At 50.9% G+C, this 13,675-nt stretch carries 16 protein-coding genes; 3 read left to right on the top strand and 13 right to left on the bottom strand.

Annotated elements, in window-relative coordinates:
* Positions 1 to 55 precede the first annotated feature (55 nt).
* Complete coding sequence (gene mltF / locus HBM92_RS06410; RefSeq protein ID WP_000734201.1) at positions 56 to 1,612, top strand: membrane-bound lytic murein transglycosylase MltF; 1,557 nt, start codon at positions 56 to 58, stop codon at positions 1,610 to 1,612.
* Here the strand turns inward: mltF and tadA are convergent.
* Positions 1,609 to 2,112: a tRNA adenosine(34) deaminase TadA gene (gene tadA, locus HBM92_RS06405; RefSeq protein WP_001301544.1), complete on the bottom strand. Its 504-nt coding sequence runs from the start codon at positions 2,110 to 2,112 to the stop codon at positions 1,609 to 1,611. The two genes, mltF and tadA, sit on opposite strands and share 4 nt — an antisense overlap.
* Positions 2,113 to 2,169: 57 nt before the next feature.
* Positions 2,170 to 2,805 (bottom strand): phosphatidylglycerophosphatase C, encoded by a 636-nt coding sequence (yfhb, locus tag HBM92_RS06400; protein WP_000190646.1) that lies wholly within the window; start codon positions 2,803 to 2,805, stop codon positions 2,170 to 2,172.
* 208 nt (positions 2,806 to 3,013) lie between these two features.
* On the opposite strand from yfhb, the gene HBM92_RS06395 reads away from it, so the two are divergent.
* Both HBM92_RS06395 and yfhL read left to right on the top strand, forming a co-directional pair.
* Positions 3,014 to 3,862, top strand: a complete 849-nt coding sequence (locus HBM92_RS06395) for a MurR/RpiR family transcriptional regulator (RefSeq protein WP_001296301.1) — start codon at positions 3,014 to 3,016, stop codon at positions 3,860 to 3,862.
* A gap of 55 nt (positions 3,863 to 3,917) precedes the next feature.
* Positions 3,918 to 4,178: a 4Fe-4S dicluster ferredoxin YfhL gene (gene yfhL, locus HBM92_RS06390; RefSeq protein WP_001196297.1), complete on the top strand. Its 261-nt coding sequence runs from the start codon at positions 3,918 to 3,920 to the stop codon at positions 4,176 to 4,178.
* A gap of 193 nt (positions 4,179 to 4,371) precedes the next feature.
* On the opposite strand, the gene shoB is transcribed toward yfhL, so the two are convergent.
* The 11 genes from shoB to rseA all read right to left on the bottom strand — a co-directional run bounded on the left by shoB (position 4,372) and on the right by rseA (position 13,659).
* Positions 4,372 to 4,452 (bottom strand): type I toxin-antitoxin system toxin ShoB, encoded by an 81-nt coding sequence (gene shoB, locus HBM92_RS06385; RefSeq protein ID WP_000128777.1) that lies wholly within the window; start codon positions 4,450 to 4,452, stop codon positions 4,372 to 4,374.
* A 420-nt stretch (positions 4,453 to 4,872) separates the two neighbouring features.
* A complete protein-coding gene (acpS, locus tag HBM92_RS06380; RefSeq protein ID WP_000986038.1) occupies positions 4,873 to 5,253 on the bottom strand; it encodes a holo-ACP synthase in 381 nt (126 codons plus the stop codon).
* A complete protein-coding gene (gene pdxJ / locus HBM92_RS06375) occupies positions 5,253 to 5,984 on the bottom strand; it encodes a pyridoxine 5'-phosphate synthase (RefSeq protein ID WP_001350303.1) in 732 nt (243 codons plus the stop codon). The genes acpS and pdxJ overlap by 1 nt, the downstream gene beginning before the upstream one ends.
* A gap of 11 nt (positions 5,985 to 5,995) precedes the next feature.
* Positions 5,996 to 6,724 (bottom strand): DNA repair protein RecO, encoded by a 729-nt coding sequence (recO, locus tag HBM92_RS06370; RefSeq protein ID WP_000399404.1) that lies wholly within the window; start codon positions 6,722 to 6,724, stop codon positions 5,996 to 5,998.
* An 11-nt stretch (positions 6,725 to 6,735) separates the two neighbouring features.
* Positions 6,736 to 7,641: a GTPase Era gene (gene era, locus HBM92_RS06365; protein WP_000020737.1), complete on the bottom strand. Its 906-nt coding sequence runs from the start codon at positions 7,639 to 7,641 to the stop codon at positions 6,736 to 6,738.
* Positions 7,638 to 8,318 (bottom strand): ribonuclease III, encoded by a 681-nt coding sequence (gene rnc / locus HBM92_RS06360; RefSeq protein ID WP_001068343.1) that lies wholly within the window; start codon positions 8,316 to 8,318, stop codon positions 7,638 to 7,640. Before rnc ends, era begins: the two co-directional genes overlap by 4 nt.
* Positions 8,319 to 8,589: 271 nt before the next feature.
* Positions 8,590 to 9,564 carry a signal peptidase I gene (lepB, locus tag HBM92_RS06355; RefSeq protein ID WP_000002542.1) on the bottom strand — a complete coding sequence of 325 codons (975 nt, stop codon included), beginning with the start codon at positions 9,562 to 9,564 and terminating at the stop codon, positions 8,590 to 8,592.
* A 15-nt stretch (positions 9,565 to 9,579) separates the two neighbouring features.
* The gene (lepA, locus tag HBM92_RS06350; RefSeq protein ID WP_000790168.1) at positions 9,580 to 11,379 is read right to left on the bottom strand and encodes a translation elongation factor 4; all 1,800 of its coding nucleotides are present in this window, start codon (positions 11,377 to 11,379) and stop codon (positions 9,580 to 9,582) included.
* Between the two features lie 197 nt (positions 11,380 to 11,576).
* The gene (gene rseC / locus HBM92_RS06345; RefSeq protein ID WP_000589066.1) at positions 11,577 to 12,056 is read right to left on the bottom strand and encodes a SoxR-reducing system protein RseC; all 480 of its coding nucleotides are present in this window, start codon (positions 12,054 to 12,056) and stop codon (positions 11,577 to 11,579) included.
* Positions 12,053 to 13,009, bottom strand: a complete 957-nt coding sequence (gene rseB, locus HBM92_RS06340) for a sigma-E factor regulatory protein RseB (RefSeq protein WP_000812048.1) — start codon at positions 13,007 to 13,009, stop codon at positions 12,053 to 12,055. Before rseB ends, rseC begins: the two co-directional genes overlap by 4 nt.
* The gene (gene rseA, locus HBM92_RS06335; RefSeq protein WP_001168459.1) at positions 13,009 to 13,659 is read right to left on the bottom strand and encodes an anti-sigma-E factor RseA; all 651 of its coding nucleotides are present in this window, start codon (positions 13,657 to 13,659) and stop codon (positions 13,009 to 13,011) included. Before rseA ends, rseB begins: the two co-directional genes overlap by 1 nt.
* Between the last annotated feature and the right edge of the window lie 16 nt (positions 13,660 to 13,675).

Here is a 13,675-nt window from a genome sequence, read left to right as displayed (position 1 = left end):
CACTATTATTACGTTTTTTCAAGCTGGGACGCGCACGACACAGAGAATTAACTAATTGAAAAAATTAAAGATTAATTATCTGTTCATCGGCATTCTGGCACTGCTGCTCGCGGTCGCTCTCTGGCCATCCATTCCCTGGTTTGGTAAAGCCGACAACCGTATCGCCGCCATTCAAGCGCGGGGAGAGTTGCGTGTGAGCACCATTCATACCCCCCTGACTTATAACGAAATCAACGGGAAACCTTTTGGCCTGGATTACGAACTGGCGAAACAGTTTGCCGATTACCTCGGCGTAAAACTGAAAGTGACCGTGCGGCAGAATATCAGCCAGCTGTTTGACGACCTCGATAATGGTAACGCCGACCTGCTGGCGGCAGGCCTGGTCTATAACAGTGAGCGGGTAAAAAATTATCAGCCTGGCCCTACCTATTATTCCGTGTCACAACAACTGGTTTATAAAGTCGGTCAGTATCGCCCACGTACGCTGGGCAACCTGACGGCGGAGCAACTCACCGTTGCACCGGGTCACGTGGTGGTTAACGATCTCCAGACCCTGAAAGACACAAAATTCCCGGAATTAAGCTGGAAGGTAGACGACAAAAAAGGCTCTGTGGAATTAATGGAAGATGTCATCGAAGGAAAACTCGATTACACCATTGCTGATTCTGTCGCCATCAGCCTGTTTCAGCGCGTTCACCCGGAACTCGCCGTAGCGCTCGATATCACCGATGAACAACCGGTGACCTGGTTTAGCCCGTTAGATGGCGATAATACCCTTTCCGCCGCCCTGCTCGACTTCTTCAACGAAATGAATGAAGACGGTACACTGGCACGCATTGAAGAGAAATACCTGGGGCATGGCGATGATTTTGATTACGTCGATACGCGCACATTTTTACGCGCCGTCGATGCGGTACTGCCGCAGTTAAAGCCCCTGTTTGAGAAATACGCCGAAGAAATTGACTGGCGTTTGCTGGCCGCTATTGCTTATCAGGAATCGCACTGGGATGCTCAGGCCACTTCACCGACGGGTGTGCGCGGCATGATGATGTTAACCAAAAACACCGCGCAAAGCCTCGGCATTACGGATCGTACCGATGCCGAACAGAGCATCAGCGGCGGCGTGCGTTATTTGCAGGATATGATGAGTAAAGTGCCGGAAAGTGTGCCGGAGAACGAACGGATTTGGTTTGCCCTCGCCGCGTACAATATGGGCTATGCGCATATGCTGGATGCCCGCGCCCTGACGACAAAAACCAAAGGTAATCCTGACAGTTGGGCTGACGTAAAACAGCGTCTGCCTTTACTTAGCCAGAAACCCTATTACAGCAAGCTGACTTACGGCTACGCTCGTGGGCATGAAGCCTACGCTTATGTCGAAAATATTCGTAAATATCAGATTAGCCTGGTGGGTTATCTGCAGGAGAAAGAGAAGCAGGCTACAGAAGCGGCGATGCAACTGGCGCAGGATTATCCGGCGGTATCACCTACGGAGTTGGGCAAAGAGAAATTTCCTTTTCTCTCGTTTCTTTCCCAGTCGTCATCAAACTATTTGACCCACTCTCCCTCTCTGCTGTTTTCCAGAAAAGGGAGTGAAGAGAAACAAAATTAATCTGTCGAGGATTGCGCTTTTTTCTGCGCTTTAATTTCCTGGCGGCGCATGCGAAAGAAGTCACTGAGCAACGCCGCACACTCATCCGCCAGTATTCCTTCCGTAATTTCCACCCGGTGATTCATACCCGGATGATGCAGCACATCCATTAAAGATCCCGCAGCGCCAGTTTTCGCGTCACGCGCACCAAAGACCACGCGACCAATGCGACTGTGGATCATTGCTCCGGCACACATTACACAGGGTTCAAGCGTGACATACAACGTGGCGTCGATCAGACGATAATTTTGCATCACCAGACCGCCCTGCCGTAGGGCCATGATTTCTGCATGTGCGGTGGGATCATGTCGACCAATCGGACGGTTCCAGCCTTCGCCAATAACACGATTGTTATGCACTAATACCGCGCCGACCGGTACTTCCCGCTCATCCCAGGCACGCTTCGCCAGCGTCATTGCATGACGCATCCAGTATTCGTGGCTAAATTCGACTTCAGACAAAAAGAAAACTCCGATTATAAAAGCGCGGCGCATTATACACGGCCGCTATGCTTTACTCTATTCCAGTTGCTGGAGTTCACCGCGCGGGGTTACTCGCCAACGATGCTGACAGAAATAAAGCAGCGGGTTGTCCTGATTACTGTCGCTATAGCCACTGTACAGCCGCAGCGGCGTGCCGATTTTGCGCTCCAGTTGCGCGACCTTTTCATGTCCCAGACAACGCATCGTCAATACCCAACCACCATAGCCACGCTGAATCTGACTGGCGATAAGATTAACCCGCGGCAGCCAGGGCGTATCGAAATAAACCGCTTCAACCAGCGACTGCGGAGAGCCGGTAATCAACCAGATATCAGCATCGGAACTTAACAGGTAGGTGGTTAATCGCTCCTGAACCAGCGGAAAGGCGGTAACATTGTCACGAAACCAACGTACGAAATCGGCCTGCAACGCCTGCAAACGCGCTTCATTGTGACCAAAAGTGCATCCCCACAGAAGCAGACTCATCGGCCAGCGTGCCGCACGACCTTTTATCAATAACGCAATGGCTATGATCGGCAACAACGGCAGAACAAGTAACGCATTCAGCGGTTGGCGACGCAGTAAATAACGCAAAAAACTGCCGAACATATCCTGCTGATGCAATGTTCCATCTAAGTCAAAAAACACCACACGACGCTCGTGAGTTGCCAAACCATACTCCTCTGGACTGAAACATCCTGATTAATTTTCGCTACTACATAGCCTAACAGATAGATCATCACTTTTCCGGCAACAATCGACCGCATCATGGCTAACTGGAATTTTTAATTCATGGCAATTAGCGGCAATGGAATATAAAATTCACTCGCGTTTGTCTCATATTGCCTGTTGTCGCCACTATTTCATCGCGAGGAAAGATATGAACGGCTTACTTCGTATCCGTCAGCGTTACCAGGGGCTTGCCCAGAGTGATAAAAAACTGGCGGATTATCTGCTGCTACAACCTGATACGGCGCGCCATTTAAGCTCTCAGCAACTGGCCAACGAAGCCGGAGTCAGTCAGTCCAGCGTCGTGAAGTTCGCGCAAAAACTCGGCTATAAAGGTTTTCCGGCACTAAAGTTGGCGTTGAGTGAAGCGCTGGCAAGCCAGCCGGAATCTCCCTCCGTGCCCATTCATAACCAAATCCGCGGTGATGATCCGTTACGGCTGGTCGGCGAAAAACTGATTAAAGAAAATACTGCCGCTATGTACGCAACGTTAAACGTTAATAGTGAAGAGAAACTGCATGAATGCGTGGCAATGTTGCGCTCTGCGCGGCGGATAATTCTGACCGGTATTGGCGCTTCGGGTCTGGTGGCGCAAAACTTTGCCTGGAAGCTGATGAAGATTGGCTTCAATGCTGCCGCAGTGCGCGATATGCATGCGCTACTCGCTACAGTACAGGCGTCGTCCCCTGACGATCTGTTATTAGCCATTTCCTACACCGGTGTACGACGCGAGTTAAACCTGGCGGCAGATGAGATGCTGCGAGTGGGCGGAAAAGTGCTGGCTATTACCGGCTTTACTCCCAATGCCCTGCAACAGCGTGCTTCTCATTGCCTGTATACCATTGCCGAAGAACAAGCGACAAACAGTGCTTCAATCTCTGCTTGTCACGCGCAGGGAATGTTAACGGATTTGCTGTTCATTGCGCTGATTCAGCAGGATCTGGAACTGGCACCAGAACGTATTCGTCATAGCGAAGCGCTGGTGAAAAAACTGGTCTGAGTAAAGAATGCGCGTATAATGCCCGCCCGGTTTGTGTTGTTTTGAGAGTTTCCTTATGGCGCTGTTAATCACTAAAAAATGCATCAATTGTGATATGTGTGAACCCGAATGCCCGAATGAGGCGATTTCGATGGGTGAACATATCTACGAGATTAACAGCGATAAGTGTACCGAATGCGTAGGGCACTACGAGACACCAACCTGCCAGAAGGTGTGTCCGATCCCCAATACTATTGTGAAAGATCCGCAACATGTCGAGACGGAAGAACAGTTGTGGGATAAATTTGTGCTGATGCACCACGCGGATAAAATTTAATATTCTGCTCTGGAAGTAGAGTGTTAATTATTTTATAGGAAAATCTTAACGCTATTATATTTATTTAAATGATGACATTAGCATAATCATTCACTAAGTTAATTTATATAGTATCTGCCCAGACACTTATTTATAGTTATTAAAGGCGCGTCCGACTGGTTCACCGGACGCACCTTAAGTACGTTTCCTTGTGTTATAAGAACAAAAGGAGCAGCTGTAAAACAGCAATGATGATTTTGATGACCCGTTTAATCAGGTATCGGCAATCAGTCATTCGTTTTTCCTTAAACAAGGAATGCAGCCGTTCAGATTAGCCCTTACATCTCCCCAAAACTGAACGTGCGAGTTATTGGAATCGAGTGCTGCACTCCACACCAGAGCTTTGACGACACCACTCGTTTCAATGGGGGAATTCAGTGGCATGGTGTAAAGCACAGCAAAATTGCCAATAACGAAACCGATTTTAATGTACTTATCAAAAAGCGGTCACGTTAATCTTTTCATCAATGTCGATTTCTTCGTAAAGGCTCGCGTTTTTTATGTCAGAGATTGCAAGTTGCTTGTACAGGTCAACGAAATTGATCCATAATCATTTTCGTTGGAATCGTGTGCTGCACAAAATTAAAGTTAAAAAGTAAAACCCCCGTTCCTTACCAGTTCGGGGGTTTTACTTTATAAAGAGAACGGTATTATTTTAACTTTCAATAATTACCGTGGCACAAGCATAGTGGCGCTCATCGGCAAGCGTTACATGCATATTTACAACGCCGAGCTTTTCCGCCAGTTTTAATGCCTCACCCCATAGCCGTAGCCGTGGTTTGCCGAGCTCATCATTGAATACTTCAAACTGATTAAACGCCAGACCATTGCGGATCCCTGTGCCAAATGCTTTTGCCGCCGCTTCTTTCACAGCAAAACGCTTCGCCAGAAAACGCACTGGCTGGTGGTGCGTTTTCCAGATTTCCCATTCGTTATCGCTTAATACGCGGCGTGCCAGGCGCTCACCGGATCGGGCGATCACCGCTTCTATGCGAGCGATCTCTACAATATCCGTACCTAAACCTAATATTGCCATTAGCCACGCGCTTCCAGCATCAGACGTTTCATTTCTGCCACCGCATCTTTCAGTCCGGTCATCACTGCACGACCAATAATGGCATGACCGATATTCAGTTCATGCATCTCAGGGATGGCGGCAATGGCTTTCACGTTGTGATAGGTCAGACCGTGTCCGGCGTTAACTTTCAGACCGAGACTAGTGGCAAAGGTCGCGGCTTTGGCGATACGCGCCAACTCTTGCGCCTGTTCGGCGTCAGTTTTGGCATCAGCATAGCAACCGGTGTGGATCTCGATAAACGGTGCGCCAACCTCTGCCGCAGCTTTGATCTGATCTTCATCGGCGTCGATAAACAGAGAAACCTGGATCCCGGCATCTGCCAGACGTTTGCAGGCATCGCGCATTTTTTCACGCTGCCCTGCGACGTCCAGGCCGCCTTCGGTTGTTACTTCCTGACGCTTTTCCGGTACCAGACAGCAAAAATGTGGCTTCGTCTCAACGGCGATCGCCAGCATCTCTTCGGTCACCGCCATCTCCAGATTCATGCGGGTATCCAGCGTCTGGCGCAGGATGCACACATCGCGGTCGGTAATGTGGCGGCGGTCTTCACGTAAATGCACGGTAATGCCGTCCGCTCCCGCCTGCTCAGCAATAAACGCCGCCTGCACCGGATCCGGGTAAGCAGTACCGCGCGCGTTACGCAGCGTTGCAATATGGTCAATGTTGACGCCTAACAGTAATTCAGCCATGACAATCCTCATCATTCATAATGTGTTTTCACCGTTCGCTTAGGCATAAACTGCCGGAACAGTTCCCTGCTCTTTAATGGTTTACCGCCAAGATACGGCTTAAGCGCCATGCGGGTAAAGCGTTTCGCGGCGCGCAGTGTGTCTGCGTCAGGAAATTCCCGCGCGTTTAACGCTTTTAACTGCCTTCCAGTGAACGTTTTATTGTCGATAACGACGCTTGCGATAAACCCTTTTTCTTCGCGATAACGATACGTCATGGTGTCATCTACCGGCTCGCCGCTACCCGCACAATGGGTAAAATTGACGCCATAGCCCAGATGCCCGAGCAGTGCCAGTTCAAAGCGGCGCAACGCGGGTTCTGGCGTACCAGTGACCCCGGCAAGAGACTGAATGCAGTGCAAGTAATCGAAAAAGAGTTCAGAGAAGCGCGTCTCGTATTCCAGTACGCGGGAGAGAAGTTCGTTGATGTACAGACCGCTGTAAAGCGTGATACCGCTTAATGGCAGCGCCAGCGAGACAGCTTCAGCACTGCGCAGCGTTTTGACTTCGCCACGCCCGCCAAAACGTAGCAAGAGAGGGGTGAAAGGCTGTAATGCCCCTTTCAGAGTAGAGCGTTTAGAGCGTGCGCCTTTGGCAACCAGACGCACGCGACCCGATTCCTCCGTGAAGACGTCCAGCATCAGGCTGGTTTCGCTCCACGGGCGACTATGCAGGACAAATGCGCGCTGCCAGCCTTCCATCGGAGTTACTCTTAAAGATCGTCAACATAACCGAGACTGCGCAGTGCGCGTTCGTCGTCGGCCCAACCGGATTTCACTTTTACCCACAGCTCAAGGTGAACAGGCGCTTCGAACATTTCCTGCATGTCTTTACGCGCTTCAATCCCGATGGTTTTGATCTTGGCCCCTTTGTTGCCAATGACCATCTTCTTCTGCCCTTCACGCTCAACGAGAATCAAACCGTTGATGTCATAACCGCCGCGTTCGTTAGAGACGAAACGTTCGATCTCCACGGTCACGGAGTACGGCAGTTCAGCGCCGAGAAAACGCATCAGTTTTTCGCGGATAATTTCAGACGCCATAAAACGCTGTGAGCGATCGGTGATGTAATCTTCCGGGAAGTGATGGGTCGCTTCAGGCAGATGCTTACGCACGATTGCCGCGATAGTGTCGACATTCAGCCCGGTTTCGGCAGAGATCGGCACGATATCGAGGAAGTTCATCTGGCTTGCCAGGAACTGTAAGTGTGGCAGCAGATCGGCTTTTTCCTGCACGTTGTCCACTTTGTTCACCGCGAGGATTACCGGCGCTTTGCCATCACGCAGCTTGTTGAGCACCATTTCATCGTCCGGCGTCCAGCGGGTGCCTTCTACGACAAAAATCACCAGCTCAACGTCGCCGATAGAGCTGCTCGCCGCTTTGTTCATCAGGCGGTTAATGGCGCGTTTTTCTTCCATATGCAGGCCAGGGGTATCAACGTAGATCGCCTGATACGCGCCTTCAGTATGGATCCCCACAATGCGGTGACGAGTTGTTTGCGCCTTGCGGGAGGTGATGGAGATCTTCTGCCCCAGCAGTTTGTTCAACAATGTGGATTTGCCAACGTTCGGACGTCCGACGATAGCAATAAATCCGCAGTAACTTTTATCGATGCTCATTCCAGCTCCAGTTTTTTCAACGCCTGTTCGGCGGCAGCCTGCTCAGCCTTACGACGGCTTGAACCTGTGCCAACCACCGGTTCACTCAGGCCGCTGACCTGGCAGTGGATAGTAAATTCCTGATCGTGCGCTTCGCCACGTACCTGGACTACCAGATAAGTTGGCAGCGGCAGATGGCGACCCTGCAAATATTCCTGCAGACGCGTTTTCGGATCTTTTTGTTTATCGCCTGGGCTAATTTCGTCCAGACGAGTTTGATACCAGTTGAGGATTAATTTCTCGACGGTTTGAATATCACTGTCGAGGAATACGCCACCAATTAATGCCTCGACGGTGTCGGCGAGAATTGACTCACGACGAAATCCACCGCTTTTAAGTTCACCTGGCCCTAAACGTAAGCACTCACCTAACTCAAATTCGCGCGCCAGTTCAGCCAGCGTATTACCACGGACCAGCGTGGCGCGCATCCGGCTCATATCGCCTTCATCCACACGAGGGAAACGGTGATAAAGCGCATTGGCGATAACGTAGCTCAGAATAGAGTCACCTAAAAATTCTAAACGCTCGTTATGTTTACTGCTGGCACTACGATGAGTTAATGCCTGCTGCAACAGTTCCTGATGATTAAAAGTGTAGCCCAGCTTCCGTTGAAGCCGATTAATTACGATGGGGTTCATGCGATACCAATAAATAAATGCGTCAACAATTCAGCACACGAAACAGACCTGATATACATGGCTCGGCTAACTGCTTCACTGCAGTTTCAGTTTACCGGTATATGGGGACCAACGCTGTTTCGTGTGCCGTGGCAACCTGGAGGTGCCAACCTTAAACTTCGGGGGAATATTCTATACACAACGACGGGGGATGTCGTTAGCCACGGGAGATTTATCTCATAAATAATTCACGTTGTCGCCATAACGGCGACAACGTGAACGAAGATGGCTATTAATGGATACCGCCAATGCGACTTAAGCGCACACCAGTCGGCCATTCGCCTTCTTGCTTATCGAAGCTCATCCAGATAGCCGTTGCCCGACCGACCAGATTCGCTTCAGGCACAAAACCCCAGTAACGGCTGTCCGCGCTGTTGTCGCGGTTGTCGCCCATCATGAAGTATTGTCCCGGCGGAACAATCCAGGTTGCCAGTTGTTGCCCTGGCTGCTGGTAATACATCCCCACCTGGTCCTGCGCAATCGGCACTGTCAGAATGCGGTGCGTCACATCACCCAATGTCTCTTTACGCTCGGAAAGACGAATTCCATTTTCTTTGGTTTCGTTTTTCGGCACTTCAAAGAATCCGCTGGTCGCTTCCCCACCATTACGGCGTGAGAAGGTCTGAACGAAATCGCTCGGTTCCACGTTGGAGTAAGTGACCGGTAGCGCGTTTTCACACGCCTGGCCGGAACTGCATCCCGGTTGAATCGTCAGCTCTTTTGAGACCGGATCATAAGTGACTTTATCGCCCGGCAAACCCACCGCGCGCTTGATGTAATCAAGCTTTGGATCTTCCGGATATTTAAAGACCACGATATCGCCGCGTTTCGGATGACCGGTTTCGATCAGCGTTTTCTGGTAGATAGGATCTTTAATGCCATAAGCAAACTTCTCTACCAGAATAAAATCACCGATTAACAGAGTCGGCATCATCGAACCTGACGGGATCTGGAACGGTTCATAAATAAACGAACGCACAATCAATACGATAGCCAGTACCGGAAAAACAGAAGCACCGGTTTCCAGCCAGCCAGGCTTCGGCGCAACCTTTTTCAGCGTTGCTTTATCCAGTGAGTCACCGGCAGCCGCCTGCGCCGCTGCCTGACGTTCCCGCCGTTTAGGTGCGAAAAAGAATTTATCCACGCACCATAAAATGCCCGTCACCAGTGTGGCAATCACCAGAATCAGGGCAAACATATTCGCCATGCCAACTCCTAAGGGTTATTTGTTGTCTTTGCCGACGTGCAGAATGGCGAGGAACGCTTCCTGCGGCAGCTCGACGTTACCGATCTGCTTCATGCGTTTCTTACCTTCTTTCTGCTTCTGCAGCAGCTTTTTCTTACGGCTGATATCGCCGCCATAACATTTAGCCAGTACGTTTTTACGCAGCTGTTTCACGGTGGATCGCGCAATGATGTGCGTACCAATCGCTGCCTGAATAGCGATATCAAACTGCTGGCGTGGGATTAGATCTTTCATCTTCTCCACCAGCTCGCGACCGCGGTTTTGCGAATTATCACGGTGGGTGATCAACGCCAGCGCATCAACACGTTCACCGTTGATTAATACGTCTACACGTACCATGTCGGACGCCTGGAAGCGTTTGAAGTTGTAATCCAGAGACGCATAACCACGCGAGGTAGATTTCAGGCGATCGAAGAAATCGAGCACCACTTCCGCCATCGGGATCTCGTACGTCAGCGCCACCTGATTACCGTGGTAAACCATATTGGTCTGCACGCCGCGTTTTTCTACGCACAGCGTAATAACGTTGCCGAGATATGCCTGCGGCAGCAGCATGTGACATTCTGCAATCGGCTCGCGCAGTTCGTAGATGTTATTTACCGCTGGCAGCTTGGATGGGCTGTCGACGTAGATAACTTCTCTTGACGTGGTTTCAACTTCATACACTACGGTCGGCGCAGTGGTGATCAGATCCAGATCGTATTCACGTTCCAGACGTTCCTGGATGATCTCCATGTGCAGCAGACCGAGGAAGCCGCAGCGGAAACCAAAGCCCAGCGCGCTTGAGCTTTCCGGCTCATAGAACAGTGAGGCATCGTTCAGGCTGAGTTTACCCAGCGCGTCACGGAAGGCTTCATAGTCGTCGGAACTTACCGGGAACAGACCGGCGTATACCTGCGGTTTGACTTTCTTAAAGCCAGGCAGCGCCTTTTCTGCCGGATTACGCGCCAGCGTTAAGGTATCGCCTACTGGAGCGCCGTGGATATCTTTAATCGCACATACCAGCCAGCCTACTTCGCCACATTTCAGTTCAGTGCGGTCAACCTGTTTTGGCGTAAAAATACCCAGACGGTCGGCGTTATAGGTCTGCCCGGTACTCATGACTTTCACTTTGTCGCCCTTACGCAGGGTGCCGTTTTTAATACGGATAAGTGAAACAACGCCCAGGTAGTTGTCGAACCAGGAGTCGATAATGAGTGCCTGTAACGGGCCTTCCGGATCGCCTTCCGGCGGCGGAATGTCGCGCACCAGACGTTCGAGAACGTCCTGCACGCCAACGCCGGTTTTCGCTGAACAGCGCACCGCGTCAGTGGCGTCGATGCCGACGATATCTTCAATTTCTTCCGCCACGCGTTCAGGATCAGCTGCCGGCAGGTCAATCTTGTTCAGTACCGGCACCACTTCGAGATCCATTTCCATGGCGGTGTAGCAGTTTGCCAGGGTTTGCGCTTCTACGCCCTGCCCGGCGTCGACCACCAGCAATGCACCTTCACATGCAGCCAGCGAACGAGAAACTTCATAGGAGAAGTCTACGTGGCCCGGGGTGTCGATAAAGTTAAGCTGATAGGTTTCGCCGTCAGACGCTTTGTAGTCCAGCGTCACGCTTTGCGCTTTGATGGTAATGCCACGCTCACGCTCAAGATCCATGGAATCGAGAACCTGCGCCTCCATTTCACGGTCAGACAGGCCACCGCAGATCTGGATAATACGGTCAGACAGCGTCGATTTACCGTGGTCAATGTGAGCTATGATCGAAAAGTTACGTATATTCTTCATAAAGTATGATTATTGTGCCTTAATGCCCGGTTAACCAGGCTTTTAGAAGTCGCTGTTCTGAGCTTAACGTCTGTATTAATAGAAACGCCGCATTCTACACTACAACATTGAGGCGAGGAAATGTTCATACCGTATGGATTGTGGTATCTGGAAACGTCCTCGCATTTGTTATGCAAAATGCAACAAAGCCAGTGAAATCACTGGCTCGCGTCTTCCGAAGATGTTTCAAATCGCACAAGGCCAGGCGGCAAGGCCACGCTTAAGATGATCGGTTGCCATTCTGCCCGGGCAGCAAACTTACGCGAGTAGCCGCGCGCAATCAGGAACCCGCCAAAACCGCCGAGGATCGCACCACATAATGCTGCGACGTCAGAAGCAAAGAGTAGCTGAAATAGCGAAGCGATGAGGAATAATCCCACCAGCGGCGACATATAAACCAGTAATGCGGAGCTAAGCAGGCTGCCTTCGGCGATTCCTAATTCTACTTTTTGCCCCGGCACTAACGGCTCATCACAGGGTACGACAATGGTATGCGTGGTTTGCGGGCCAAGTTTATTCAACACGCGGCTACCGCAACCGGCGCGTGAAGCGCAGCTGCTGCATGAGGCTTTAACATCACAACTGACCAGCGCCTGCCCGTTTTGCCAGGAGACGACGGTAGCCCACTCTTTGATCATTGCGCTGCCCCGAACTTAATATTCTCGGCAATGCGTTTCGCCGTTTGCGGCGGCAGTTCACCGACAATGGTGATTTCGGCGTTATCACGTACGCTTGTACTGACGGTTCTGCGTCCGGTGCGCAACATCTGATCGCTGCTCGATGGCGTAGCGCGGTTAACGTTTACCGAGAAGCTGAATAATCCGTCGGAATAGAGACGTGATTCGATAGGCATGTTGTCCATCGTCGGTAGCGGACGTCGACTACTGGAAACTTCGCTAAAACCCTGTGGCAACCAGGTTGGCGTCCAGCTGAATTTAGCTTTTTCACCTACAGGAACAGAAAGCAACGGCGGCAAATTTGCCTTCGCCAGCGTCTGCATACTGCTGCTGATATCCTGATTGACGTTAAAAGCAATCACGCGAAATTGTTCCAGCGTTTCACCATCGCGATCAAGGAGATCAACCCGCATCGGTAATTTCGATTCGGTGTCCATCCACACAATGTAGCTGTAGCGTGTGCCATCACGGGCGACTACGCGAATGACTTCGCAAAGACGATCAGCAATACGCGTGCGTCCCACGGAGATAAAGTCGTAGTAAGGAGAAAGGCGTTTGAAATCGGTATAAATGAGCGATGGCAGAGAATCAACAATGTAATCGCCATTAAGCGTGAACGGTTCAAGGCCCGGCTCAAAGTAGCTGATTTCATTGCCGCGCTGTACCACTTCCCGGCGCGGGCCATCCATTTGCAACAGCTGTGCAAGCGGACGGTTATCGAGGCGTGCATGTCGATAACGCAGAGACTCAACACCCTGTTTATTGATGCTGATGAATGACAGCTCGTAATTCAGTGACTGACTGGCCAGGTTCATCTGCTGTAATAACGCCCCGGACGCGGGAGTGGCCGAGGCGTTAGCAGAGAATAACAGGCTACCTGTCACTAATGACATGGCAAACCAAAGTTGCTTCATTACTGCGATTGCGTTCCTAAAGTTTGAATTCCTGGCACCTGTACAGCGGCTTGCTGAGTTTGTGCCTGCTCAAACTGAAGCTGTTCAGAGTGGAGTCGGCGTTGCAGTTCGTAATCCTGCAACATTGCATTAATGCGACGACGCTGCTCCTGTACCTGCTGCTGTTGACCATTATTTGCGGTCGCTTCAGAAGGTACTCCCAGACTAACCGGGCTGGCTTTACCCATCATCGGCAGTGTATTAAATACTGGCGTTTCGGGCTGCTGGGACGTTTCAGATTGCCCATTATAGTGCTGGACGCCAACGATAACTGCAAGCGATACGCATGCTGCTACGCCCATTTGGGTAAGCTGTGCCGCCCACGGACGTACTTTCTGCCAGAATGGCATTTTCTGCCATTGATGCGGCGCAGGCTGGGCTTCCGGGATCAATGTCGCCGGTTGACGTACTGGCTCTTCTTCAATGGCGGCCATCACACGTGAAGAGATATCGAAATGGAGCACCTCGGGAGTATCACCCCGCATTGAGTCACGGATCAAGTGATAGCTTTCCCAGGTTTTCTGCATTTCTGGGTTATGAGCCAGTTCGTTAAGCAGCTCACTATCCAGCGTTTCGCCATCCATTAAAGCGGAAAGTTGTTCTTTCTGCATGCCTAATACCCTTATC

Source organism: Escherichia sp. E.sYA108 (assembly GCF_011754335.1).
GTDB lineage: Bacteria > Pseudomonadota > Gammaproteobacteria > Enterobacterales > Enterobacteriaceae > Escherichia > Escherichia coli.
Note: the sequence above shows the minus strand (reverse complement) of the source record. Positions and strands in the feature narration are given on the sequence as shown.

Bases quoted from the DNA above. Each gene is read 5' to 3' on its own strand.
- HBM92_RS06395 (WP_001296301.1), top strand. From the start codon at position 3,014: ATGAACGGCTTACTTCGTATCCGTCAGCGTTACCAGGGGCTTGCCCAG.
- yfhL (WP_001196297.1), top strand. From the start codon at position 3,918: ATGGCGCTGTTAATCACTAAAAAATGCATCAATTGTGATATGTGTGAA.
- shoB (WP_000128777.1), bottom strand. From the start codon at position 4,452: ATGACTGATTGCCGATACCTGATTAAACGGGTCATCAAAATCATCATT.
- acpS (WP_000986038.1), bottom strand. From the start codon at position 5,253: ATGGCAATATTAGGTTTAGGTACGGATATTGTAGAGATCGCTCGCATA.
- pdxJ (WP_001350303.1), bottom strand. From the start codon at position 5,984: ATGGCTGAATTACTGTTAGGCGTCAACATTGACCATATTGCAACGCTG.
- recO (WP_000399404.1), bottom strand. From the start codon at position 6,724: ATGGAAGGCTGGCAGCGCGCATTTGTCCTGCATAGTCGCCCGTGGAGC.
- era (WP_000020737.1), bottom strand. From the start codon at position 7,641: ATGAGCATCGATAAAAGTTACTGCGGATTTATTGCTATCGTCGGACGT.
- rnc (WP_001068343.1), bottom strand. From the start codon at position 8,318: ATGAACCCCATCGTAATTAATCGGCTTCAACGGAAGCTGGGCTACACT.
- lepB (WP_000002542.1), bottom strand. From the start codon at position 9,564: ATGGCGAATATGTTTGCCCTGATTCTGGTGATTGCCACACTGGTGACG.
- lepA (WP_000790168.1), bottom strand. From the start codon at position 11,379: ATGAAGAATATACGTAACTTTTCGATCATAGCTCACATTGACCACGGT.
- rseC (WP_000589066.1), bottom strand. From the start codon at position 12,056: ATGATCAAAGAGTGGGCTACCGTCGTCTCCTGGCAAAACGGGCAGGCG.
- rseB (WP_000812048.1), bottom strand. From the start codon at position 13,009: ATGAAGCAACTTTGGTTTGCCATGTCATTAGTGACAGGTAGCCTGTTA.
- rseA (WP_001168459.1), bottom strand. From the start codon at position 13,659: ATGCAGAAAGAACAACTTTCCGCTTTAATGGATGGCGAAACGCTGGAT.